This is a genomic window from Streptomyces sp. SID12488, from assembly GCF_010548275.1.
Lineage (GTDB): Bacteria > Actinomycetota > Actinomycetes > Streptomycetales > Streptomycetaceae > Streptomyces.
The window spans coordinates 367,368-391,867 of record NZ_JAAGLT010000004.1 but is presented as its reverse complement, the minus strand read 5'-3'; the positions used below and the strand labels follow the sequence as shown (position 1 = coordinate 391,867).

General features: G+C 70.6%; 15 protein-coding genes and 3 pseudogenes. 10 read left to right on the top strand and 8 right to left on the bottom strand.

Annotated elements, in window-relative coordinates; all coding sequences use genetic code 11:
• The first annotated feature begins 240 nt into the window (after nt 1–240).
• From G3I56_RS09860 to G3I56_RS09850, 3 genes are read left to right on the top strand one after another with little or no spacing between them, the layout of a single operon-like run.
• Nucleotides 241–927, top strand: a complete 687-nt coding sequence (locus G3I56_RS09860) for a HemK2/MTQ2 family protein methyltransferase (protein WP_164408496.1) — start codon at nt 241–243, stop codon at nt 925–927.
• Nucleotides 911–1,135, top strand: coding sequence for a CDGSH iron-sulfur domain-containing protein (locus tag G3I56_RS09855; RefSeq protein WP_164408495.1), 225 nt, complete (start codon nt 911–913; stop codon nt 1,133–1,135). Before G3I56_RS09860 ends, G3I56_RS09855 begins: the two co-directional genes overlap by 17 nt.
• On the top strand, nt 1,135–2,229 hold the full coding sequence (locus G3I56_RS09850; protein ID WP_164408494.1) for an iron-containing redox enzyme family protein: 1,095 nt from the start codon (nt 1,135–1,137) through the stop codon (nt 2,227–2,229). The genes G3I56_RS09855 and G3I56_RS09850 overlap by 1 nt, the downstream gene beginning before the upstream one ends.
• A gap of 333 nt (nt 2,230–2,562) precedes the next feature.
• On the opposite strand, the pseudogene G3I56_RS09845 reads toward G3I56_RS09850, so the two are convergent.
• The 3 genes and pseudogenes from G3I56_RS09845 to G3I56_RS09835 form a co-directional block, all read right to left on the bottom strand.
• A pseudogene (locus G3I56_RS09845) lies at nt 2,563–3,021 on the bottom strand (SRPBCC family protein); the annotation flags it as partial.
• A 469-nt stretch (nt 3,022–3,490) separates the two neighbouring features.
• A complete protein-coding gene (locus G3I56_RS09840) occupies nt 3,491–5,242 on the bottom strand; it encodes a protein kinase (protein WP_164408492.1) in 1,752 nt (583 codons plus the stop codon).
• Between the two features lie 337 nt (nt 5,243–5,579).
• A complete protein-coding gene (locus G3I56_RS09835; RefSeq protein WP_164408491.1) occupies nt 5,580–6,344 on the bottom strand; it encodes a DUF4232 domain-containing protein in 765 nt (254 codons plus the stop codon).
• A gap of 243 nt (nt 6,345–6,587) precedes the next feature.
• On the opposite strand from G3I56_RS09835, the gene G3I56_RS09830 reads away from it, so the two are divergent.
• The 4 genes and pseudogenes from G3I56_RS09830 to G3I56_RS09815 form a co-directional block, all read left to right on the top strand.
• Entirely contained in the window at nt 6,588–7,979 is a 1,392-nt protein-coding gene (locus G3I56_RS09830; protein WP_343239915.1) for a helix-turn-helix transcriptional regulator, read from the top strand.
• Between the two features lie 184 nt (nt 7,980–8,163).
• Nucleotides 8,164–9,408: a histidine kinase gene (locus G3I56_RS09825; RefSeq protein ID WP_164408489.1), complete on the top strand. Its 1,245-nt coding sequence runs from the start codon at nt 8,164–8,166 to the stop codon at nt 9,406–9,408.
• A 186-nt stretch (nt 9,409–9,594) separates the two neighbouring features.
• The gene (locus tag G3I56_RS09820; protein ID WP_164408488.1) at nt 9,595–11,085 is read left to right on the top strand and encodes an MFS transporter; all 1,491 of its coding nucleotides are present in this window, start codon (nt 9,595–9,597) and stop codon (nt 11,083–11,085) included.
• A 307-nt stretch (nt 11,086–11,392) separates the two neighbouring features.
• Nucleotides 11,393–11,812 (top strand): annotated as a pseudogene (locus G3I56_RS09815) (GtrA family protein); the annotation flags it as partial.
• 284 nt (nt 11,813–12,096) lie between these two features.
• On the opposite strand, the pseudogene G3I56_RS43700 reads toward G3I56_RS09815, so the two are convergent.
• The 5 genes and pseudogenes from G3I56_RS43700 to G3I56_RS09795 all read right to left on the bottom strand — a co-directional run.
• Nucleotides 12,097–12,381: pseudogene (locus G3I56_RS43700) on the bottom strand (hypothetical protein); the annotation flags it as partial.
• A gap of 107 nt (nt 12,382–12,488) precedes the next feature.
• Nucleotides 12,489–12,941: a DUF5955 family protein gene (locus G3I56_RS09810; RefSeq protein ID WP_239134790.1), complete on the bottom strand. Its 453-nt coding sequence runs from the start codon at nt 12,939–12,941 to the stop codon at nt 12,489–12,491.
• A 30-nt stretch (nt 12,942–12,971) separates the two neighbouring features.
• Nucleotides 12,972–15,215, bottom strand: a complete 2,244-nt coding sequence (locus G3I56_RS09805; protein WP_343239914.1) for a hypothetical protein — start codon at nt 15,213–15,215, stop codon at nt 12,972–12,974.
• A gap of 301 nt (nt 15,216–15,516) precedes the next feature.
• On the bottom strand, nt 15,517–18,945 hold the full coding sequence (locus tag G3I56_RS09800; protein WP_164408486.1) for a S8 family serine peptidase: 3,429 nt from the start codon (nt 18,943–18,945) through the stop codon (nt 15,517–15,519).
• A 544-nt stretch (nt 18,946–19,489) separates the two neighbouring features.
• The gene (locus G3I56_RS09795) at nt 19,490–20,380 is read right to left on the bottom strand and encodes a ricin-type beta-trefoil lectin domain protein (protein ID WP_164408485.1); all 891 of its coding nucleotides are present in this window, start codon (nt 20,378–20,380) and stop codon (nt 19,490–19,492) included.
• Between the two features lie 579 nt (nt 20,381–20,959).
• On the opposite strand from G3I56_RS09795, the gene G3I56_RS09790 reads away from it, so the two are divergent.
• The 3 genes from G3I56_RS09790 to G3I56_RS09780 are packed head-to-tail and all read left to right on the top strand — an operon-like array spanning nt 20,960 to nt 24,438.
• On the top strand, nt 20,960–21,796 hold the full coding sequence (locus G3I56_RS09790) for a 2-amino-3,7-dideoxy-D-threo-hept-6-ulosonate synthase (protein ID WP_164408484.1): 837 nt from the start codon (nt 20,960–20,962) through the stop codon (nt 21,794–21,796).
• The gene (locus G3I56_RS09785) at nt 21,793–23,034 is read left to right on the top strand and encodes a 3-dehydroquinate synthase II family protein (protein ID WP_164408483.1); all 1,242 of its coding nucleotides are present in this window, start codon (nt 21,793–21,795) and stop codon (nt 23,032–23,034) included. The genes G3I56_RS09790 and G3I56_RS09785 overlap by 4 nt, the downstream gene beginning before the upstream one ends.
• A 6-nt stretch (nt 23,035–23,040) precedes the next feature.
• Nucleotides 23,041–24,438: a fatty acid--CoA ligase family protein gene (locus G3I56_RS09780; RefSeq protein WP_164408482.1), complete on the top strand. Its 1,398-nt coding sequence runs from the start codon at nt 23,041–23,043 to the stop codon at nt 24,436–24,438.
• The last annotated feature ends 62 nt before the right edge of the window (nt 24,439–24,500 follow it).

Below are 24,500 nucleotides of genomic sequence, written 5' to 3'. Positions count from 1 at the left end.
GGACGGCGAACCACCGTGCGCCCTCGTCGACCTCAGCAGGTGAGTCGACTCTCAGGAGGCGGATGGACACGCCTTTCGCCCGTTACGTCTGCTGCCAGGGGGTACCCGTGGTGGACTGCCGGCTCGTGTCCGCGCGGTGAGCCGTCTGTCCCCCTACGTCGGAGCGATCGTGCGAGCACCTGTCGACAACCGCACTCTCAAGCAATCCCCTGAGCCCTCCCGCACCGAGGCGCTGCTCCCATGACAGTCGAAGCCGAATCCCTCAGCGCCGCCCCCCGGCTCCGCTGCTGGGTGCCCCGGGGCGTGTACGCACCCCAGACCGACACCCGGCTCCTGCGGCGGGCGATCCACCGCGAGGGCGTCTCGGAGGGGGCGGACGTACTGGACCTGGGCACCGGAAGCGGCATGCTCGCCGTCGAGGCGGCCCGGCTCGGCGGCCGGGTCACCGCCGTCGACATCTCCTGGCGGGCGCTCGCCACCGCCCGGCTGAACGCCCTGCTGAACGGACAGTCCCTGCGCGTACGCCACGGCGACCTGGCGTCGGCCGTACCCGGCAGCCGCTTCGACCTGGTCATCAGCAACCCGCCCTACGTGCCCGCCCCCGACACCGAGCCGCCCCGGGGCCTCGCCAGGGCCTGGGACGCCGGCCAGGACGGCCGTCTGCTGATCGACCGCATCTGCGACACCGCGCCGACGGTCCTCCGGCCGCAGGGGACCCTGCTGATCGTGCACTCGCACCTGTGCGGCGTCGACGCGACGCTGGCCCGCCTGGAGCAGGCCGGGCTGCGCGCGCAGGTCGTCGACCGGGCCCTGCTGCCCTACGGCCGGGTGCTGCGTTCCCGGCTCACCTGGCTGCGTCAGCAAGGACTGACGGCGGACGAGGGAACGACCGAGGAGCTGGTGGTGATCCGTGCCGAACACACCTGAACGTCCACGCCGGATCCGCGTCCAGCGCGACGGGCCCCTGCTCGTCGAGGGCCCGCTCGAGGTGGTCGGCGAGGACGGTGAGGTGTCCGTCTCGCACCGCTTCACCGTGGCGATCTGCACCTGCCGCCGCAGCCGCGACTTCCCCTGGTGCGACACCAGCCACCGCCGCCGCTGCCGCAAACCGTCCGAGAAGGAGGACAAGACCTGATGACCGGCGCCCCCGCCCCCGCCCCTTCCCTCACCCGGCAGCAGTCCCGGCTCCGTCCCCCGCCGCTGCCCGAGCCGCGTGGCCCGCTCTCCGCCGCGGTGACGGCCCGGCTGCGGGGAACGGCCCCGGGGAGTACGCCGCTTCCCGTCCCGTCTCCCGAGAACTGCTCCCCGTACGGCGACGACCTGCAACTCTCCCTCTACGTCCTCTACGAGCTGCACTACCAGGGCTTCCAGGACGTCCCCGACAGCCTTGAGTGGGACAGCGGTCTGCTGGCCTGCCGCGGTGCGATGGAGGAGGTCTTCCTGGGCGCACTGCGCAGGGACGTGCCCATCGACAGCGCGGAGACGGCGGAACAGGCGCTGGACGATCTCCAGCTCGAACCGGTCGGCGACGACGGCACCGGCGTCTCGTACTTCCTGCGGGACGAAGGCACCCTCGATCATGTGCGCGCGTACGCGGCGGCGCGCTCCCTCTACCACCTCAAGGAAGCCGACCCGCACGCCTGGGTCATCCCCCGGCTCCACGGCCGGGCGAAGGCGGCCATGGTCGCCGTGGAGTTCGACGAGTTCGGCGGGGGCCGGGCCGACGAGATCCACGCGCAGCTGTTCGCCGACCTCATGGCGGACCTGCGGCTGGACACCACGTACGGGCACTACGTCGACGCGGCGCCGGCCGAGATGCTCGCCACCGTCAACCTGATGTCCCTGTTCGGTCTGCACCGCGCGCTGCGCGCCGCGCTCGTCGGGCACTTCGCGGCCGTCGAGGTGACCTCGTCCCCGGGCTCGCGCCGCCTCGCCGAGGCGATGCGCCGCGTGGGCGCCGGCCCGGCCGCCGAGCGGTTCTACACCGAGCACGTGACGGCGGACGCGGTGCACGAACAGGTCGTACGGCACGACGTCGTCGGCGGACTCCTGGAGGGCGAACCGCATCTGGACGCCGACGTGGTGTTCGGCATCCACGCGACCGCCCACCTCGAGAACCGCCTCGCGGACAGGCTGCTCGGCGCCTGGCGCGAGGGCGCCACCGGCCTGCGCGGGGACTGGCCGGCAGCGGGGCCGACAGCAGGTGAGCGGCGGCGGCGCTCGGCCTAGCGTCGCGCGGAGGAGGACCGGAGGAGGACAGACCGATGGGCGCCGCGTACGGCGCCCATCGGGGTGGAGGAGGACTCAGGCCTCAGAACCCGGGCCTCTGAATCCAGGCCTCAATGCTCAGATGAGCGGACCGGGGGTGCCGGGAGTGCCCGGCGTGCCACGGGTACCGGAGGTACCAGGGGTGTGGGGACTGCCGGGGATGCCGGTCGTCCCAGGGGCCCCAGCAGTACCGGGGGTACCGGGAGTGTTGGGAGCACCGGGCATACGGGTCGTTCCAGTGGGCCCAGGCGTTCCAGGCGTCCTGGTGGTACCGGGCGTCTCGGTGGCACCCGCGTCTCCGGGGCGGATGCGTCCGCGCCAGGCGCCCGTCTCGCCGCCGTGCTCCTCGACGTAGTCCTTGAAGCGGTGCAGGTCGCCCTTGACACGGCGGTCGATGATGCCGAGCGCGTCCGCGCCCTTCTCGACCATGCCGGTGGGCTCGACCTCCATCGTCAGCTCCACGCGGGTGTGCGTCTCGTCGAGACGCTCGAACCGGACCGAACCGCGCTGGTGGGTGTCGCCGCCGACGGAACGCCAGGTGATCCGGTCGTCCTGGAGCTGGTCGACGATCTCGGTGTCGAACTCGCGCTTCACCCCACCGATCTTGGTGGTCCAGTGGTTGTGCCTCTCGTCCAGCTGCTTGACCTCCTCGACGCCTTCCATGAACTTCGGGAACTCCTCGAACTGAGTCCACTGGCTGTAGGCGGTGTGTACGGGAACTTCCACGTCCACTACTTCCTTGACCGTGCTCATGCATTCCTCCTTATTCGAGGTGTTGGCGGCATTGGCGGTCTTCCGCACAGACTCGGGTACCCAGGCCGACGGGATGAAGACATCCCGATCGGGGCGTATCCCCCGGCATGAGGGGCATACGGCGGCCTCGATCACGGACAAGCGACGCCACCGCCGGACGGGCCCGGGCCCTATGGACGACCGCCGCCGCCACCGCCGCCGCCTCCGGCCGATGGCCGCCGCGCGCGCCTGACTGCGCGACCGCGGCATCGACTGGATGCCCTTCGAACAGGACGAGATCCGCTGGGGACCTGCCTGCGGCATCGGGCCTCACGGCCGCTGGCACGGCTGGTTCGACATCCGTGTCCGGGCGGACGTACTGGACGGCGGCTCGGACCGCATCCCGACCAGCCCACCGCCGAAGTCGTCGGCCTGTCCCCGCCCGGCTGGTGGCATGCCGCCGCCGAACGCGACAGGCGCCGGCGGTCGGTCAGCCGAGTGTCCAGGTCTGGTTGTCCCTGCCGTTGCACTCCCAGAGGACCGCCGCCGTGCCGGACGCGCCGCCGAAGATGTCGACGCACTTCTGGGACTGCCCTGCCAGCAGTTCCGTACCGCTGAGGCTGAACCGCTGGCTGCCCCGGCCGTCGCAGTCGGCCAGTTGGATCGCGGTGCGGTCGTCGGTCGCTCCCCCGGCCACGGTCATGCACTTGCCCGCCGACCGGATGGTCCCGGACCCGGTCAGCCACCGCTGCGCCGTAGAGCCGTCGCACGCGGCCTGGAACAGTTGCGTCCCCTCGGTCCCGTCGCCACTGCTCAGGCACTTCCCCGAGGCGGCGACCACCAGGGCATGGCCGGTCCGGGAGGTCGAGGAGTCGGATTCGCTCCTCGTGGGTGTGTCGTCGGCTCCGGGATTCGTGCCGGTATCGACTTTCGCGGCCCCTGATGCCGACTTCGACGAGGAGGGGAGCGGAGTCGTCGGCAACGTGGCGTCGGAACCCGGGGAGTTCGACGGGGAGGAGACGGAAGCGGGCGTCACGGATCCGGACGGGCTCGGGCTCTGCGGCGCGGACCCGTCGGCCGTCACGCGTGTGCCGGCCGGTGCCGTGGCGCCCGGGCTGCCCTTGCCCGCCGTCAGTGTGATCAGCAGCGGGATCGCGATCAGCAGTGCCGTGGCGACCGCTGTGCCGATCACCACCGGCTTCTTCCAGCGGCCCGGGCGCGACTGCGGCTGCGACCGCCGCCGACCGGCCGAGGTGGCCGCCGTGCCGTCCGGGGCCGCCCCGGCGGTCGACGCCACTCGTTCTCCGTGATCCGGCTCAGGACCACCAGCCGGATCCCGCGCCGGTATCGGCTCCGGAGCCGTACCGGGACCCACGTTCGCGGCGGGCACGGTGGGTGCGGCGGGCACCGCGACGGAGGCGGGTCCTTCGGCGGCTGCCGTTCGCAGGAGGCGTTCGGCCTCCTCGGCCGACAGGCGCTCGTCGGGCTTGGTGGCGATCAGACCCTGGATCAGCGGGGCGAGTGGTCCGGCGTGACGGACTTCGGGCAGCGGCCCCAGGGCGATGGCGTACATGGTCTCCGACACCGTGTCCCGGAGGAACGGTGAGTGGCCGTCGACCGCCTGGAAGAGCGTCGCGCCCAGCGCCCACAAGTCGGCCTCCGGGCCCGGTCTGCCGCCGGCGAGGCGCTCGGGGGCGATGAAGTCGACCGACCCCACCAGTCGGCCGGTGACGGTGAGAGTCGAGGTGTCGGAGGCCTGGGCGATACCGAAGTCGGTCAGGACCACCCGGTCCTCCTCGGCGAGCAGCACGTTGGCGGGCTTCACGTCCCGGTGCAGGACCCCTGCCCGGTGCGCCGCCCGCAGCGCGGCCAGGACGCCGAGGCCGATCCTGGCGGCCTCGGCGGGCGAGACCGGGCCGTGCGCTTCGATCAGGTCGGCGAGGGTGCGGGAGGGCACGTACTCCATGACGATGGCGGGCAGGCCCTCGTCGTCCACCACGTCGTGGACGACGACGACGTTGGGGTGGCTGATCCGGGCGGCGCTGCGGGCCTCTCGACGGGTGCGCTCGTGGAGAGTGGCCAGCTCGTCCTCGCTGAGGTGGGGCTGGGGGTGGAGCTTCTTCACGGCGACCTGGCGGCCGAGGACGATGTCGTGGGCGCGCCAGACGGTGCCCATACCGCCTCGGCCGATGCGGTCGAGGAGGCGGTACCGGCCGGCGACCAGCCGTCCTTCGTCGGACACCGTGGGTTCCTTTCCGCCACTGCGGGACTGTGCCGGTCAGCAGTGTCACGGCACGGCACAGCACTCCAGGAATCGGGGATTCCCCCAACAGCCCTTGATCTACGGCCCGTTGAAGAGCCCGACGCCGACAGAGGGCGTAATCATACTTTCACGCGAGAGTGTGCGGCCGAGCCTGACAGGACCGACACCCACCTCCCTCCACATGACGCCCGACCCGGTAGGTCCTCGCCGCACGGCCCGACCTGCGGCTCGTACGACTGGTCCGCCCGGGTCGGGGCGCGACGAGGTGGCGGTGTCTGGGGTCACCGCGGTGGCCGGGTGCCCATGAGGCGCGGTGTCACCAGGCCAGGGCGTCGCCCATGTCCGACTGCCAGTACGAGACGCTGATCGAGCTGTCGACGTACACGCCCTTCGCGGGGAGCGCGGGGTGGGCGGCGCTCGGGCTCTCTACGTTGAAGTAGACCCCCAGGGTCTTCGCCGTGTAGCCGCTCGAGCCGCTGCCGTCCGCCATCGAGAGGAGGACGCTCGCGTAGCCCGACTCACCGGGGGCCAGTGTGACCACGGCCTGCGGCTTGGATTCCTCGACGACCGGCGGGACGGACTGCGCGTCACCGAACCGAAGGGCCGGGTAGTCGACGAGGTCACAGTTCTTCGAGCCGGTGTTGGTGACGGTGAGGAGAAGGTGGTTCAGCGGGCGGGAGACCACCGTGGCGGTCGTCCGGGTGGAGGCGGGCGAGCAGGGGGAGCGGACGGAATCGGAGTCGGAGGCGGGCTGGGAGGCGTTCGAGCCCGTCGAGCCCGAGGAACCGGTGGAGCCGGACGCGTTTGTGGAGCCCGTCGTCCCGCTCGAACCGGTGCTGCCGGTGCTGCCCGTGTTTCCGGTGCTGCCCGTCGAGTTCTTGGCGTCGGCCTGTCCGGCCTCCGTCGACGTTCCACCGGTCGTGGACGAGGAGTCGGACGCGGTGGACGAGACGGACGGCGACCCCGTCGCGGCTCCCTCGTCGTGAGCGCCCTCCCCGCTGCTGCACGCCGTCAGAGTCAGAGTGACCGCCGTGAGTGCGGCGGCGGCGAGCAGGCGGGTGCGGGCGGTACGTGCGGACATGTGATTCCCCTGGTGCGATTGACGCGATCGACGATTGACGGGATGTCAAACGGCTCTGTACGCAGGCCACTTGACCGGGATCCGGAAGCGGCGTGCTTGGATGGCCAGAGCTTGTTCCGTGATCCGTCCCAGCCGCCACAAACGCCGGGACATCCGGAACGCTGGAACGCTCATACCCCCCTGACCTGGGGGAACGACTGTCGCCTGGAACGGTTGTCCGGGACGCGGAGAGATGGAGGAACGGTGACGGGGGACGAGTTCCCGGAGCTGCTGGGCCGGTTGAAGGAACGGTCCGGGCTCAGTTACGGAGTGCTGGGGAAGCGACTGCACATGAGTGCGTCCACGCTTCACCGGTACGTGAACGGGGACGCCGTACCGACGGACTACGCACCCGTGGAGCGGTTCGCCCGGGTGTGCAGGGCGACGCCCGAGGAACTGGTGGAGCTGCATCGCCGGTGGATCCTCGCGGATGCCATGCGAAGGCAACAGAAGACGAGCGGGGCTCCGCCGGAGGAGGAAGCCTCCTCCGCTGCGGCTGCGTCTACCGAGGCAGCCCCGCCCGCCGCCACGGCCGAGACCGTCCTGACCGTCGGGGCCGCCGGGGAGGAACAGCAGGCATCGGCAGCGGAGTTGGTGACCGAGGCCGCCGGGTTGGCGACCGGGGCGGCGGGGGCCTCCCCGGCTCGGCGTCGGCGTACCGTCGCGCTTGCCGGGGCCGCTGTGGTCGCCGCTGTCGCCGCGGCCACGCTCGTGGTGAATCTCGTACCCGGCAAGGGGGACGACGACCGGAGCGGTAAGCAGTCCGCGGGGGCCGGGGGCTCCGCGCCGCTCGGCCGGAGTCCGGTCGCCTCCGTGTCGGCCACCGCGAAGGGCGGATCGGCGACACCGTCCGCCTCACGCGACGCAGGGCCCTCGGCTGTCCCCTCCCCCTCCCTGTCCGTCTCCCCGTCCGCCTCCGCTTCCGCCTCCCGGAGCGGTGGGGGCGAGGCGGTGGCGCAGGGCGACGGTTCCGCGGACGGGGCCGGCGCGCCCAACGTGGCCGTCAACCCGTACAAGTGGGAGGGGCCGTGCAGCGCCCACTACCTGATCGACCAGAAGCCGGAGCAGGTGCCACCGCCGCCGACCGAGCCGGACGCCCGTGGGTGGGTCACCGCGCTCGGCGGGATCACCGGCGGGCAGCAGATGCTCGCGCTCACCGTGCAGGGCACCGGGAAGGCGACGGTAGTCCTGGAGGCGCTGCATGTGCGGGTGGTGGAGAAGAGCGCGCCGCTCGCCTGGAACGACTACGCGATGGGGGTCGGGTGCGGTGGTGAAGTGCAGACGACGTCGTTCACAGTGGATCTCGATGCCGGGCGGCCCTCGGTCTCGACCAAGGCCGGGCAGCGTGACTTCCCGTACAAGGTGAGCGAGTCCGACCCCGAGGTCTTCTACGTCTTCGCCGACGCCCGGACCCACAACGTGAGCTGGTACCTGGAGCTGGACTGGTCCAGCGGCGACGAGCAGGGCGTCATACGCGTCGACGACAGGGGCAACCCGTTCCGGACCAGCGGGAACGTGGGGCGGCCCGCGTACAACTATCCCCTCGGTGACTCCGAGTGGGGGCGGCACCCGTACGAGCCCGATATTCCCGGTTGAGCACTGCTGAGCACTTTCGGTTGAGCGTTCCGGGCTGAACTTTTCCGGGTTGGACTTTTTCGGGCTGAACTTTTCCGGCTGAGGTGGCGACGCCAAACGATCAAGAAGGTTGCTTGACTTAAGTAACTCTTTTATGCTTGCCTGAGTCAAGCAATATTATCTAGCGCACAGGGACCGCTCCCCCATGATCAGCAGCCTGCAGCGGCAACTGCGCAGCCGCCCAAGCCCCGTAGGGCATCCCGAACCCGTGGCGCATCCCGGCCCCGTCGACGCCGCTGTCGCCGCCGCCGTCTTCGCCTGTTCCTTTCCCGGCAGTCTCGTCACGTTGCCGGGCGGCCCGGAGCTTCAGTGGTGGCCCGGCGCGCTGCTGACCGGCGTCTCCTGCCTGGCGTTGCTGTGGCACCGCTGCCGGCCCCGAACCACCGTGGTGGTAACCGCCCTCTGCGCCACCGTCATGGTGGGAATGGGCCACGTTCTCTCGGTTCTGCTGCTGGGGCCGCTCATGGTCGCGCTCCACTCGCTGGCCCTGCGGACCGACCGCAGGACCGCCAACTCCCTCACCTGCGGCGGCATCGTCCTGATGGTCGGCACGGCGCTGTTCGTCGGTCCCGCCGGGGAACCGCTGGTCCTCAAGCTGGTCGGTCCCGCCGCCTGGCTGCTGCTGCCCACCTCACTGGGGACCGCGACCCGACTGCGCGGGGACTATCTGGAGGCGGTCCGGGCCCGTGCCGAGCACGCGGAACGCACCCGGGAGGAGGAGGCGCGGCGCCGGGTCGCCGAGGAGCGGATGCGGATCGCGCGCGACCTGCACGACGTCGTCGCCCACCACCTGGTCCTGGCCAACCTCCAGGCCGGCGCCGTCGCCCGTCAGCTGCCCGCCCGGCCCGACGAGGCGGCGCGGATCGTCGCCGAACTGACCGGCACGACCTCCTCGGCCCTGCGCGAACTCAAGTCCACCGTCGGCTTGTTGAGGCAGTCCGACGACCTGGACCCACCCATGGAACCCACTCCCGGACTCGCCCGGCTGCCCGAGCTCGCCGCCTCCTTCCAGCACGCCGGGCTCACCGTCGCCGTCACCGTGGAAGGGGAACCGCGGCCACTGTCGGCCGGGGTGGACCTCACGGCGTACCGGATAGTGCAGGAGGCCCTGACCAACGTCACCAAGCACGCCGCCGCCCGTTCCGCCGAGGTGCGGCTCACCTACTCGGCGGCCGGCGTCGTCCTGGCCGTCACCGACGAGGGACCGGGGAGGAGACCCGGCCCGTCCAGCTCGTCCGACTCCCCTTGCGCGAGCGGCGGTTACGGCCTCATCGGCATGCGGGAACGGGCCCAGTCCGTCGGCGGACACTTCCGTGCGGAGCAGCGACGCCAGGGCGGCTTCGGAGTCGTCGCCGAGCTGCCCCTCCAGGCCGAGCAGGCCCCACTGTGACGCAGACCACCACACCCCCCTCTCATTGAACTTGCGTAAGTCAAGCAATCCTCTTTATGCTTGCGTAAGTCAAGCAATTTGATGCTCGACTCGATTCAGTACTCGACTCGGTACTCGACTCAGCACTCGATCCGGTACCCGACTCGACGCTCGATTCCACGACTCGCCCCACGGAGGACCGACGCCATGTCCAACGCCCTTACCCGTCCCGCCGGAGCGGAACAATCCGCTCCGCCGAGGCCGAACGCCGTGGTGGCGGTACTGGCCCTGGCCGGGATCGTCGTCTCGCTGATGCAGACTCTGGTCATCCCGATCGTCCCCGAGCTGCCGAAGCTCCTGAACGCCCCGGCGTCCGACACCGCCTGGGCGGTCACCGCCACCCTGCTCGCGGCCTCCGTCGCCACACCGGTGGTGGGCAGGCTCGGCGACATGTTCGGCAAGCGCCGGATGCTGCTGGTCAGCATCGTGCTGCTGGTGTCCGGTTCGGTGGTCTGCGCGCTGGCCGACTCCCTCGTCCCGATGATCATCGGGCGCGCCCTGCAGGGCCTCGCGGCAGCGGTCGTACCGCTCGGCATCAGCATCATGCGTGACGCACTGCCCGCCGACCGGCTGGCCGGATCCACCGCGCTGATGAGCGCCTCGCTCGGTGTCGGCGGTGCGCTGGGACTGCCCAGCGCCGCGTTCATCGCCGACAACTGGGACTGGCACATCCTCTTCTGGGTCTCCGCGGCCCTGGGCGTCGTCGCCCTCGTACTCGTCGTGCTGATCGTGCCGGAGTCGAAGGTGCGCGCCGGTGGCCGGTTCGACCTGGTCGGCTCGCTCGGCCTCGCGGCCGGTCTGATGTCCCTGCTGCTGGCCGTCTCCAAGGGCGGCGACTGGGGCTGGACCAGCGCCACGACCCTCGGCCTGGGCGTCGCCGCCGTCGTGATCCTGCTGGCCTGGGGCTGGTGGGAGCTGCGCAGCCCGCAGCCGCTGGTCGACCTGCGCACCACCGTCCGCCCGCAGGTCCTGTTCACCAACCTCGCCTCGATCGCGCTCGGCTTCTCGATGTTCGCGATGTCCCTGGTCCTGCCGCAGCTGCTCCAGCTGCCCGGGACGACCGGCTACGGCCTGGGCAAGTCCATGCTGACCGTCGGCCTGGTGCTGGCTCCGCAGGGCCTGGTCATGATGGTCATGTCCGCCGTGTCCGCGAAGGTCACCAAGGCCAAGGGCCCGAAGGTCACCCTGATGATCGGCGCGCTGATCGTGGCCGGCGGTTACGGCCTGAACCTCCTCCTGATGTCCGAGGTCTGGCACCTGGTCCTCGTGTCCTGCGTCATCGGCGCCGGCATCGGCTTCACCTACGGTGCGCTGCCCGCCCTGATCATGGGCGCCGTGGACCCCACCCAGACGGGTGCCGCCAACAGCCTCAACACCCTGATGCGGTCCCTGGGCACCTCCTTCGCCAGCGCTCTCGCCGGCGTGATCCTGGCCCAGATGACCACCGACTTCGGCGGCGTGGCACTGCCCTCGGAGAACGGCTTCAAGGTCGTCATGGCCATCGGCGCCGGAGCCGCCCTGCTGGCCTTCTTCCTCGCCTCCTTCATCCCGCGCCGACGCGAGGAGACGAAGGGGACCGCGTCCGACAGCCCGGTCGAGTCGCCGGAGGGTGCGGAGGTCGCCGCGATCAAGGCGTAGGCATACGTCCCGTCCCTTCAGCCGACGAACACGCGACGAGGCCGCCACCCGCACCCGCGGGCGGCGGCTTCTTCGCGTCCCCGTCCCCGCCCCCGCCCCTGTCCGCGTCCCCGTCAGCGCTCTCCCCCTCCGCGCCCCGTCCGCCTTCCGCCCTCCTGCGCGAGCTGCGGCGGATGGGCCGTGATCCCTGCAACACCCAACCCGGTATTGCTTGCGTAACTCAAGCAATTCGATATACTTGAGTAAGTCAAGCAAGTTCACGTCGCAGACATTGATCCTGCGCGTACGGAGCGGATGGAGACCCGCCATGGACGAAGCGTCCCGGACCCCGGTGGCCCCGGCCGCTCCCGGCCCGCTCGCCTCCTTCGCCCGGTTCGTGGTGTGCGGCGGGGGTGTCGGTGTCCTCTCCAGCTTCGCTGTGACACTGCTGGCCCTGTCGATGCCCTGGGGACTGGCGAACGCGGTGATCACCGTCGCCTCCACCCTTCTCTGCACCGAGCTGCACGCCCGCTTCACCTTCGGGGCGGGTCGCCGCGCCGGCAGACGCGAACACTGGCAGTCGGCGGGCTCGGCGGCGGTGGCGTACGTGGTGACCTGCGCGGCGATGCTCCTGCTGCACCTGGTCCAGTCGTCGCCCTCGGCCCTGACCGAGCAGATCGTCTACCTCAGCGCCTCCGGCCTCGCCGGCCTCGGCCGCTTCCTGGTCCTGCGGCTGTTCGTCTTCGCCACCACCGGTCGCGGTACTGGTACGAGTACCGGTCGCGCCGCGGAGCCGGTTCAGGAGTGCGTCCCGGCCAGTGCCATCACCGGTGGGGCGAGCACCGTCACGGCACGACCGGTGGTCGCCGGACCCTCCGGGTACGGGTACGGGCGCGGGTACGGGCGCGGGCTCCGGTCCGCGCATCTCCCCCGGCGGGAAACGCACCACGTCCCACGCCCTCGGCCGACGCCGAACCACTCCCACCGTCCGACGAGTCCGACAGGTCCGACGGGGACCCGCCCACAGCGTCGGAGCGGTGGGTCGTCGGGCACGTCGGGCAGTACCCGGAACGCCCTGTGCCGGCTCAAGGGTCGTACGGTCCGGGAATCGCGCCGGTCAAGGGTGCGGATCGCGTCGGTGGCGTAGTCGGCGGCCGGTGCCGCGTCCACGGCTGCGGCTGCGGCTGCGGCTGCGGCTGCGGCTGCGGCTGCGGCTGCGGCTGCGGCGAAGTACACGTCCGGGTCCAGGTCCGGGTCCAGCGCGTTGTGGCGGGCGCGGACCGAGTGGGCCGCCGCCGGGTGGTCGTCCAGCGACGGATGTCGTCGGCCGTGCCTTCTCGCTCGCCGCAGTCCGGCTCCCGGGCCGCGGCGAAGGTCGCCCGAGTGCCGACACGGTGGAGGCCGGCGCGTCGGCACCAGGGCCGTCAGACGCTCAGAGCCCCCCGTACCGTCTGCGCGAGTTCCCCTACCGCGAGTACCAGCGGGGTCACCGGCTGGACAAACTCGGTCAGGCGGTCAAGGGCGCGTCGCAGGACCGTCGGCTCCGGCTCCTCCTCGTCGAGTTCCTCCCGCAGGCGGCGCAGTTCCCGGGTGGTGGCCTCGGGGTCGGCCAGCGCCTCGCGGTGTTGGGCGAGCAACTGCTCGACCTGGACGAGGAGTTCGGTCATCCGGGCGGCGGCCTGCTCCGCGCCCTGCGGCTGGAAGCCGACCGAACCGGAGAACGCCTGGGCGCGGTGGCCGATCGCCTGGTTGCCCACGTAGTGCGTACCGCCGTTGATCACCAGGCCGTTGTTGACAGGCGGCTCGGGGCGGACGGGCGGCTCCGGACGGCCGACCTCACTGCTACCGCTACTGCTGCTGCCGCTAGCGCTGCTCATCGCGAATCCCTGCCTTCCGGTCATCTGGGGCTACTTCTCGGCGCCGGCGGTGGCGGCCGGGCCGGTCTTCCGCGTGACGTTCTGGGTGGCGCTGGAACCCGGGCCGATCGCCTGGTTGCCGATGATGCTCGTACCGCCCTGCTGGATGAGGCCCTGGTTGAGGATGGTCTGCTGCTGGCTGCGGAAGTCGGTGATGTCGTAGCCGCGCGCGTCGAGGAACTCCCGGATCGCGGCGAGGGTGTGGCGTTCCACCGCCGACGTGATCCGTCCGGCGTCCACCACCTGGAAGTAGTTGTGGTAGCTGGGGCTCAGCGCCATCTCTCTCACGCTCAGCCGAGCGCCGTAGTCGAAGACCGGGTCCTGCTCCAGGGCGGTCAGTTCGTCCACCATCCGCCGGGTGCGCCTGGCCTCGAAACGCGCCTGGCGCAGCGCGCGGGAGGGGGCCCCGAAGAACGCCGGGCGGGTACGGGGAAGAGCGTCCGTCAGCAGCCCGCGCTGCCGCTCGGGGGTGAGGGGGTCACGCAGTCGGTCCACCACGTGGTAGGCGGCGGCCACCGGACCGAGCACATGGTTGCCGCACTGCAGGTGCAGGGTCCTGCCCTCGGTCGAGAAGTGCAGGAACACGCTCGGCACCACGTCGCCGCCCCACAGCGGTACGTGGACCGCCAGATGGTGACGGACCGCGCCGGTCGGACGGAGCACGATCTCCTGGATCTCCTCGGCCGACAGCCGCGCGGCCGGTGACAGGCCGGTGGTCGACATGAACCGGGGGTCGTCGCCGATGGTCGTACCGTCCACGAAGATTCGGTCCTCGACGGTGAGGGAGCGGAGGTCCGCCGAGGTGGCGTCCGCCGTCCCGTTGAGACCGCCGTGCACGGCGACCGCGCGGAGCTGTTCGCGTACGTGGTCGACGAGTTCGACGACGGTGAACGCCTCCGGCTCGGCGGGGCGCGACCTCTTGCCGGGGGTGTCGTCGGCGGGCAGGAGCGGCACGGCGAGCGACCAGTTGGAGGCGGCCTTGGCGTAACCGACGAACGGTGAGAAGCCGCTGTACACGGTGACGTTGCCGTCGCGTGCCTCCTTGAGGACCGCCAGCCGTCTGGCGATCCACACCCGCCGGGGCACGGACGGCGGGGGCTGCCGGGTGAACGTCTCGCGGGTCATGGTGGTGCGCAGCAGCCTGTCGACGGCGAGATCGTGCCGCACGACCGTCGCGTACGCGAAGAGCGTCGCGCCGACGGACGCGAGTACGGCCGGTACCCCGGCCAGGTAGGCGCCCAACAGCCAGCTCGCGAGGCCGGAGACGGGCAGTGCCGCGATGCCGATGGCGAAGGGGAAGGCGCAGAGCACCACCACGGTCGCGGTGAACCCCGTACCCATCAACACCCTGCTGCCGGGCTGGCGTTGGCCACGGGTGGCGCGGCTGGGGCGCGGGCGGCTCGCCGCTGTGACGGCGGCCAGGAGCACCGCGGGGAACAGCAGCCACAGCGGTGCGAACAGTGCCACGACCGCGAACGCCCCGGTCAGCCGCAGGTCGCGGTCGCGACGGAGGTCCTGCGCCGCCAGGCAGTGGCGGGCCACCGCCACCAGGTCGACATCGGGCGAGGGCGCCACGGCGCCGGCCTCGTCGGCGAGCACACCCTCCACCACCCGGTCGGCGAAGCCCTCGTCGACGTAGGCCCCGGCGCACAGGTACCGGGTGACATCACCCGGCATGCTCCCGACCGGCATGTGCGCCTGCGGGGTCGTCATGGCGGCATCTCCCTTTCTCGGACGGAACAGCGACTTGGTGGCGCCGACTGACGTGTTGACGCGTACACGCGGCAGCCCGATGGTCAGGAGGGCGAGCAGGACACCGGCCATCAGGCCGAAGGAGAGGGCCGCGTTCGTGACTTCCTCGCGCAGTCCGGCGGTCGACAGGGTCAGTCCGTCGACGAAGGTGTCGAGCATCCACCACCGCAGCAGGGCCACGATCTCCGACACCAGCACACCCGCGACGAGGCAGCGGATCCAGCCGGCCACCCCCGGGGGCCGCGACCGCGCCAGTACCCAGGCGAGTGCCACGAGCAGCAGCACGACGCTGATGTTCTGCACGACCCGCATGCTCGAGCCGACTTCGTCGATGTACGCGTCGGTGGACGCGTCGGTGGACGCGTCGGTGGAGAAGTACCAACTCGGGACGTACGCGCCCACGACCAGCCACCGCGTCGGCCCGCTCTCGGAGTGGTCCAGGTACAAACCCTCCACGCGGTCCTGCCCCCAGGAGCTGCCCACGAGGAGAAGGATCAGGCACAGCAGTGCGATGCGTCCGAGTGAAGGCGCTCTGGCCCCGGACGCACTCCATCGGGACATGAACACGTGGCGTTCCCCCCGTCGCCGGTCCCCGCGACCTGTGGCCGCACCCTATGGCTATCCCCGCTCGCGGTGAATGGGAACCCGTGAACTCGCGTGACCGGAGAGACAGTTGTGGGACGACGATGGAGCGGCGGTGGAACGGCGGTGGAACGACGAAGAGTCCCGTTCCGGGCGGTGGGTGACACCGCCCGGAACGGGACTCGACGCGCTTTCCGGAGAGCTACTTGGTGGTGAGGTAGGCGCGTTCGATCGTCTGGACCAGTGTGTTGCCGGCGCGGTCGGTCAGCTTCGCCCGCAGCGAGACGGAGCCCGCGGTGGCCGGGTGGGTCAGCGCCAGGTGCGTACCGCCGACGGCCTTGGCGTGCTGCCAGGTGGCGCCGTCGTCGTACGAGACCTCGAAGGTGAGCTTGGCGGGCTTCTTTCCGGCCGCCGCGCCCTCGACGGTGAAGGGCACCGTGAACCGCTTGCCCGCCTTCGCCGTGCTGGACAGGCTCAGGTCGGGCGAGAAACGGACCACCGACAGCGGGAGGGTGGTGTTCGCGTCCTCGGGGGTGGTGGCGGAGCGGAAGGTCCACTCCGTACGGACGCGGGTGCTGACCGGGTACACCGCGGGATCACGGGACGCGTCCACGGTCAGCTTGTACGCGCTGTCCTGGGCGGGAACGGTGTACTCGGTGAGGTCGATCGGCGAGATGCCGTATTCGTCGGGTATCTCCTTGCCGTCCGCCTGGAGCGAGCCGGTCACCGAGGTGTATTCGCTGAGGCCCCAGTGTCCGGCGCCGTCGCCGAACTGCGGTGTGAAGGCCCTGATGACGTTCCCGTACCGCACGACGCCGGGGAGTCCCCGCTCCGGTCCGAGGTCGCCCGCGGCGGGCAGGGTCGGGCCGAAGACGCCGACGTTGAACCGCTCGGTGTAGTTGTGACCAGCCTGCCAGGTCCTCGGCATCCGCATCAGGAAGGTCTCGGAGTGCGAGTCGTGGCCCTCGCCGAACATCTGCCATGCGCGGAAGGACCACTTGACGTCGTTGTCGAGGACGTAGTCCGTGGTGCGCAGCGGCAGGTCGCCCCGCAGGTCGTAGTTGGTGCGGATCAGGTCACCGTCGGGGGTGTGCGGCGTCACCTCGAACTGGACGCGCCTCCCGGCGACGGGCACGCCGACCTGCACGGCGACCTTGGCGAGCTGGTTCTTCCGCACCTCGGCGGTGAATCCGTCCAGGCCGCCGGGGCGGTTCCAGCCCAGGTGGTAGGTGACCGGCCGGCCCTCGGCATCCTCGCGGGTCCAGTCGCCGGCGAACACGGCGGGCGTCTGGCCGGCGGACGGCTCGGGTCCGAGCTGTCCGAAGGTCGTGCCCTTGAAGGTGGGCAGGATGAACTCCATGCGGCCCGGGCGCAGGCCCTCGCCGCGGGCGTAGCTGAAGTAGGCCGTGGCCTCGGTGTTCTCCGCCGCCGCGTCCGGCACGGTGACCGCGACCGGCCGCGTCTGCCGGGCGTCGACCGTGAAGGTGGTGTCCCGGTCCAGGGTCAGCTTCGGCTGCACCAGGATGGCGTGGGTGGCGGATTCGTAGGACGGGTGGATCACCCCGCTGAGGGCATAGTCGCCCTTCGGCAGCCGCACCGTGAGCTCGCCGTCCTGCTCGTCGGCGTAGTCGGCGTAGAAGTCGCTGCCGAGGTCGGAGAGGGAGGTGGCGGCGTCGCCGGTCGGCGCGCCGTTCTCGTCGAGGTGCTTCAGCGTCAGGCTGTACGACTCGACCTCGCGCTCCACGCCGACGGCGGTGCGTACCTGGATCTTGCCGTCGGTCGAGGTGGCCTGCACCGAGCCGCCGAAGGAGCCGTCGACGCCGCCGACTCGGGTGTCGGCGGTGACGGAGGCACTCGCCGTGCCGCCCGCCGGGACGGTGACCCGCTGCGGCGACACGGTGAACATGCCCTGGGCGGCGGGCTTGCCGTCCACCGAGAGGGCGTCGACGGACAGGTCGAGGGTGACCGGCTCGGTACCGAGGTTGCGGTACGTCACCTGCTTGGTCGTCGGGGTGTCGTCGCCGTGCGGCCACTGCTGGAGACCGAAGTCGAGCGGCTGCGGCTCGGTGATGACGCTCTGGTCCAGCGCCCGGACCAGGTCGGTGCGCCCGGTGCCCTGCTGGAAGGAGCTGTACGAGCCCGGCTTGGCCGAGCCGGTGAGGACGGCCTTGAGGCGCTCGCCGGTCCAGTCGGGGTGCTGCTGGGCGAGGAGTGCGGCGGCGCCCGCGACATGCGGGGTCGCCATGGAGGTGCCGCTGATGGTGAGGTAGCCGGGTATGTCGGAGGGGTACTCCCCCTCAAGGATGCTGCCGGGGGCCGAGGCGGCCGTGATGTCGACGCCGGGCGCGGTCAGATCGGGCTTGACCCCACCGTCACCGACGCGCGGGCCCCGGCTGGAGAAGTCGGCGAGAGCGTCGGACTTGTCGACCGCGCCGACGGTGAGCGCGGCGTCCGCGCTGCCGGGCGAGCCGACCGTGCTCTCGCCGCCCTCTCCCTCGTTTCCGGCCGCGATGACGAAGAGGGTGTCGCTCTCGGCGGAGAGCCTGTTGACCGTCTCCTCCATCGGGTCGATGCCGGGCATGTCCTCGCCGCCGAGGCTCAGGTTGACGACCGCGGCCCCCTGGGCCACCGCCCACTCCATGCCCGCGATGATCCCGGAGTCCATGCCGAAGCCGCTGTCGTCGAGGACCTTGCCGTTCAGGATCTTGGCCCCCGGGGCGACGCCCTTGTACTTGCCCCCGGCCTTGGCGCCCGTACCTGCCACCGTGGACGCCACATGCGTGCCGTGGCCGAACTTGTCGCCGGTGCCCGACGATCCGCTGAAGTCCTGTTCGGCCACCACCTGGCTCGCGAGGTCGGGGTGGGTCGTGTCGATCCCGGTGTCGAGCACGGCGACCTTGACGCCGGTGCCGTCGTAGCCGGCGGCCCAGGCGGTCGGCGCGCCGATCTGCGGCACGCTCTTGTCGAGGCTGGCCTTTCGCCTGCCGTCCAGCCACACCTTCTCGACGGCGGTCGAGGCGGTGAACTCCGCTGCCTCGTCGGCCTTTCCGTCACTACCGGTCACGGCGTTCCAGAAGTCGGCGCCGCGCTTCTTCACGGGCCGTATCGCCTTGCCGTTGACCACCGGCAACGCCCGGCCGACCTTCGCCCCCGCCCCGGTGAACGGGGACATCGAGGGCGCCTTCTTGCCCCTGAAGGTGACGATCAGCGGTACGTCACCACGCCCCGCGTCGTCATAGCCGTCCGCGACCAGCTGGGTCACGTCGAACAGCCGGGCGTCCAACCTGCCCTGCGCCAGCAGCAGTTCGGCATCACCGGGCACGACCCGGGTGTGACCGCCGACGTCCCGGACGGAGAACGCCACCTTCTCCCGGCCCTCGCCCCGGACCACGCCGGTGACCTTTCCGGCGCCGTCCACCATGACCTGGTCACCCGTCACCAGGGTCACCGTCTTCACCGCCCTGGCCGTACCGGACGCCTTGGCGGGCTTGGACGTCTCGGCCGCCTCGACCGTAGTACCGGCGCCGCTCGTGTCCTGGGCTTCCGCACCCGGGACACCGGCCAGCAGAAGAGCCGTCGAGGCCACCCCCGCCGCCACAACCGCACGTGTCGGTCTCGCACGTAACTGCACCTGAACTCCTGACACCTCGACATCGGACAGGAGCCGTCGCACGTACTCCCGACGGCTCGGGCCTAGAGACGGACGGAGGTGGCATCGGGTTGGAAATACGTCCGACGGGTTTCTGACGAGATGTCAGTGTGCGCCTCTCCGCACGAGCCCCGCCTCCTCCGTTCGGCCAGTACAGAGGCGGTTCCGGTCTGCGGGTTCCGGCCGTTCGGCCGAGGCGGTGCTGCCCTCCGGGGCAGCAGAGTGGGCTACCGGGCCCCGCGAGAAGTGCGCGGGGCGACACGGACGGCAGGGGAGTCGGACATGGGGAAGGCACCGCCGCGCGGAGCGCGGACGAACCGGCACCTGGCACGGGTCACCACACTGGCCGTGGCCGCGCCGGCCGCCGCCGCCGCCCAGTGGACGTACTCAAGAAAGCACGACCACGACGGCGGTCGGAGCGGCCTTCGTGGGATGCGGCGCGCACCTGCCGGGTCGCCCTCGGGAAGGCATCGGCGGCCCGGCGCGGACCAGTCACCTCACATCGGCATCGGCACAGGCACAGGCTTCAGCCGAATACCTGCACCCAGGAACCGTCGGCGTAGTTCGGGTCGATGTTCCCCGAGTCGTATCCCATACCGGTCCTGGTGTAGCCGCAATTGAGGATGTTCGCGCGATGGCCGGAACTGCTCATCCACCCGTAGGTCGCGTTGTTGACCACGCCGTTCGGGTCGCCCTCGAAACCCATCGCGATGTTCTCGCCGACGCCGCCCCGGGTGTATCCGGCGTCCTTGACCCGGTCGGTGGGGCTCTTTCCGCTCGCCGAAGTGTGCGAGAAGTTGTGGGTCCGCACCATCTCGGCCGCATAGTCGTGGGCGGCCTTCTGCAGGCTCGCATCGACCACCAGGGCCGCGCAGCCGTTGGCGGTCCGTTGCGCGTTGACGGTGTCGAACGCCTGCTTCTCCAGCGACGTCATGCCCGTCGTGTCGGCAGGCGTGGCGGGTGTGATTCCGCTCCACTGCTGGTTTCCGCCGCCGTTGCAGGACCACAGCTGGATCGGAGTCCCGTTTGCGACACCCAGCTCGGCCGCGTCCAGGCAGAGGCCCAGACCGACGTTCCTGACGGTCCCCCCGGATACGACGTCCCACTGCTGGGTGGTGCCGCCCGTGCAGTCCCGTACGAGCACGGCCACGCCGTTGACCGCGCTGTCGCTCTCGCTGTCCAGGCATTTGCTTCCATAAACGCCCAGCGCTTTGGTCGTCGTGTCGTACGACCACTGCTGGTTACTACCCCCGTTGCAGTCCCACAGCGTGAGTTCGGTGCCGTTCTCGGTCTTTCCGCCGGGGACGTCCAGACATCGCCCGGAATCAGCACCCCGAAGGGCCGCGGTCGAGACGGCGGCCGATGCCGCCGGGGCGGATATCGCGGCCCCGGCGGTCATCAGCCCCAGCGATGCCATTACCAATCCGTATCGCATGGACCTGGATTTGTAACGGTGAGTAGCCAATCGGAAACTCCTAGCCTGAGTGCGACTCCGTGCGTATTTCGCGACCCACTTCGGCTCAGACCAGAGCACACATCGAAACACGGAGGCGGTGCCGTACACGGCGAAGTCGTACTACTCGATCGTCGTGCCGACCAGGCTCGCGACGGCGACCTTCGGGGCCTCCATCTTCGCTGCCCGCGGTGGGGACGCGTGCAGTGTCGGCAATTCGGGCATGGGGGGGCACTTCCGAATCCTGAGCGAAAAAGCAGGAAGGAGAGTCACCCTAATCATCGAAATTCAATTTCGACAAGAAGCTCATTCGCAGGCGGGGGCAGAACGCCCCAACGCGCATAGAGCACACGAACAGTACGCCCCGGCGCAGTCAACCCCACGTAACCTGTCAATCCGCTGTCAATAATCATGCTGTCCGCCGTATAAAAATTTACCGGCGATTGCACCTTGCCAACCGACAGCCACACGAGAATGCTCGTGATCGCTTAACTTGAAAGTTCTACAACCATCGATTTTCGGACACGGAGAATCACAATTCCCATGCTGAAAACGGGCAAGCAATTACGCTTGAGAAGGCTTTCGCTCGCGGGTGACGACCGGCATCTGCTCGTCCCGCTCGACCACAGCGTCTCGGACGGTCCGATCGTCGCCGCCGACAAGTGGGACGACCTGCTGCGGGCGCTGGTGGCCGGCGGGGCCGACGGGATCATCGTCCACAAGGGGCGCGCCCGCTCCTTCGCGCCGGACATCCTGAAGAGCTGCGCGCTGGTGGTGCACCTGAGCGCCAGTACCTCCTGCTCCGCCGACGTCCATGCCAAGGTACTGGTCGCCGATGTCGAGGAGGCGCTGACGCTCGGCGCGGACGCGGTCAGCGTCCATGTGAACATCGGCTCGGACACCGAGGCACGGCAACTGGCCGATCTGGGGGCGGTGGCCCGTTCCTGCGACGCGTGGGGCATGCCCCTGATCGCGATGGTCTATCCGCGCGGCCCCCGGATCGAGGACCCGCGCGACCCGGCCCTCCTCTCCCACCTGGCCAACGTCGCCGCGGACCTGGGCGCGGACATCGTGAAGACCTCCGTCGCCCTGCCGATCGAGCGCATGGCCGAGGTGGTGGCGAACAGCCCCATCCCCGTCCTCGCGGCCGGCGGACCACCGGACGGCTCCGACCTGGTCGAATACGGCACGGCGGTGATGGCGGCCGGCTGCCGGGGCCTGGCCATCGGCCGCCGGATCTTCTCCTCCCCGACGCCCGCCGCACTGGTGTCCCGGCTCTCGGCGGTCGTGCACGGCGGGAACACCGGCATCGGCAACGACGGCATCAGCGGTGACATGCGTATGGCCAATTACTCGACGATCGTGGCAGGAGTGGCATGAGGTTCGCATGGATCGATCTGCGTGAGGTCCCCCGTCCGCAGCTCCAGGCGGTGGTGGACGCGGCAATCCACGCCCGGATGGCGGGTGTCGTGGCCGCCGACGCCGAACTGCTCGGGACCCTGCCCCCGACTGTCACCCGGGTACTGGTCTCCGAGGGCGGCGGCCCGGCTCCGACTCCGGCACCGTTACCGTTACCGGCCGCCGTGAAGAAGTCCGGCGACAAGGAGACGAAGGCCGCGGACAAGGACGCCAAGTCCCCTGCCGTGAGCGGCAGTTCTCCGTCCGGCTCCGCATTCGACATACTCCTGCGGAGGTTCGGCACCCAGGACCAGCTGGACGCCCTCGCCGCCGACCACCGTGCCGGCACCCGCACCGGTGACGCCGGTGGCACACCGGTCTCCGGGTTCATCGACGTACGTGACGACCGCACCCTCCAACTGTCGTGCGCGGGCGCCATGGTGCTGCCGTACACGGTCATCCACTTCGCCGACCCGACCAAGATCCCCCTGGAGATCGTGCTCGCCGCGGCCGAGTCCGCCGAGGGCAAGCTGGTGACGGTCGTCGACGGCCTGGAAGAGGCGGCCATCGTCTTCGACGTGCTGGAACGCGGCTCGGACGGCATCCTCTTCACGCCCCGCAGCGCCGACGAGGTCTTCGCGCTGGCACGGCTGTTGGAGGCGACGACGCCCCAGCTGGAGCTGTCCACCCTGACCGTGGAGAGCATCCGGCACGTCGGGCTCGGCGACCGCGTCTGCGTGGACACCTGCTCGCACTTCGAGGAGGACGAGGGCATCCTCGTCGGCTCCTACTCCTCCGGGTTCGTGCTGTGCTGCAGCGAGACCCACCCCCTGCCCTACATGCCGACCCGGCCGTTCCGGGTCAACGCGGGCGCCCTGCACTCGTACACGCTCGGCCCCGACAACCGCACCAGCTACCTCAGCGAGGTCGGCTCGGGCAGCGCACTGCTCGCGGTCGGCGCCGACGGGCGCACCCGCCGGGTAGTCGTCGGGCGGGCGAAGCTCGAATCCCGGCCGCTGCTGGAGATCCGTACCCACGCCGAGGACGGCCGGCTGGTCAGCCTGACCGTGCAGGACGACTGGCACGTACGGGTGCTCGGCCCGGGCGGAAAGGTCCTCAATGTCACCGAGTTGCAGACGGGCGACGAGTTGCTCGGCTATCTGGCCGCCGACAAGCGCCATGTGGGCCTGCCCATCGGCGAGTTCTGCAAGGAGGTCTGAGGTTCGATGGGCCAACTCGAAGACCCGGGGTCGGATCTCGCCGACCTGGTCCAGAAGTCGTTCGACGCTCGCGACGATCGGCTGCCGTATCTGACGCATCAGCAGGAGACCGTCACCCGCGGCGAGTTACGCGAACGGGTGAGCAAGCAGGCCGCCGTCTTCGCGGGGTACGGCATCGGGCCGGGCAGCACCGTGGGGCTGCGGACCCCGCCCAGTTTCACGCAGATCGAGGTGCTGCTCGCCCTGTGGCGGCTGGGCGCGCAGGTGCTGCTCTTCGACTTCCGGCTCAAACCACCCGAGGTGGCAGCGCTCTGCGCGTCCTGCCGGCCGCAGTTCATGGTCAGCGCCGGTTCCAACGTCCGGGCCACGTTCGGTTTCCGGTCCGAGTACGAGGTCGTCACCGAACGACGCCGAACCGGCCTCGCGGCCACCACCGGACACCGTCTCGTCCAGTTCAGCTCGGGCTCCACCGGACGGCCGAAAGTCATCGGCAGGACCGCCCGGTCGCTCGCCACCGAGGTGGACCGGTTCGCCGGCGTCCCGGGCATGCCGGTCGAGGGCGACCGACTGCTGCTGCTCAGCTCGACGGCGCACAGCTTCGGTCTGATCGGCGGCCTGCTGTACTCCCTGGCCGCCGGCGTCTCCGTCGTCTTCGCGCCCCGCGTCTCCGCCCGCGACATGCTGCGGACCGCGCTGGAGCACCGGATCACCGCCCTGTTCGGCGTACCGACGCACTTCGAACTGCTCGCCGCCACCGCCGATCCACCCGCGCTGCCCGACCTGCGGATCGCGGTGTCGGGCGGCGAGATCATGCCCCCGCAGGTCGCCGCCCGGTTCGCGCAGCAGTACGGCGTCCAGGTCGGCGAGGCGTACGGGACCACGGAGACCGGCATCGTCGCGATCGACGTCGGCGGCACGCTGCGCCCCGCGGTCGGCCGGGCAGCACCGGGAGTGTCGGTCCGGGTCGCGCGAGGCGAACTGGACGTCGCCCTCGACGAGTCGCCGTACCTCTTCGACTCGGGCGGCACCCAGTACGCCGACGGCTGGCTGCACACCCGGGACCGGGCCGCGCTGGACACCACCGGCGCGGTACTCGTACAGGGGCGCGCCGACTCCCTCGTCGTCATCGGCGGCCTCAAGGTGGACCTCACCGAGGTGGAGAACGTACTCCGCGAGCACCCGGCCGTCGAACAGGCGGTTCTGGTCCACGAGGACGTGACCGAGGCGTATGTCGCGGTGCGCGCGGGTGGGGAGCGGCCTTCCGCCGAGGAGTTGTTGCGGTGGTGCCGGGAGCGGTTGGCCGACTACAAGGTGCCTCGGGTTGTGCGGGTGTTGGATGCGTTGCCTCGTACTTCCAACGGGAAGTTGGTTCGGCAGGCCGACACTTTGCGTTCCGCCGGGTAGGGCTGCTGCCGCCGGTTGTCGGTCGTCTGCGGAGCCGTTGTGGCTTGTCGCGCCCGCGCGGC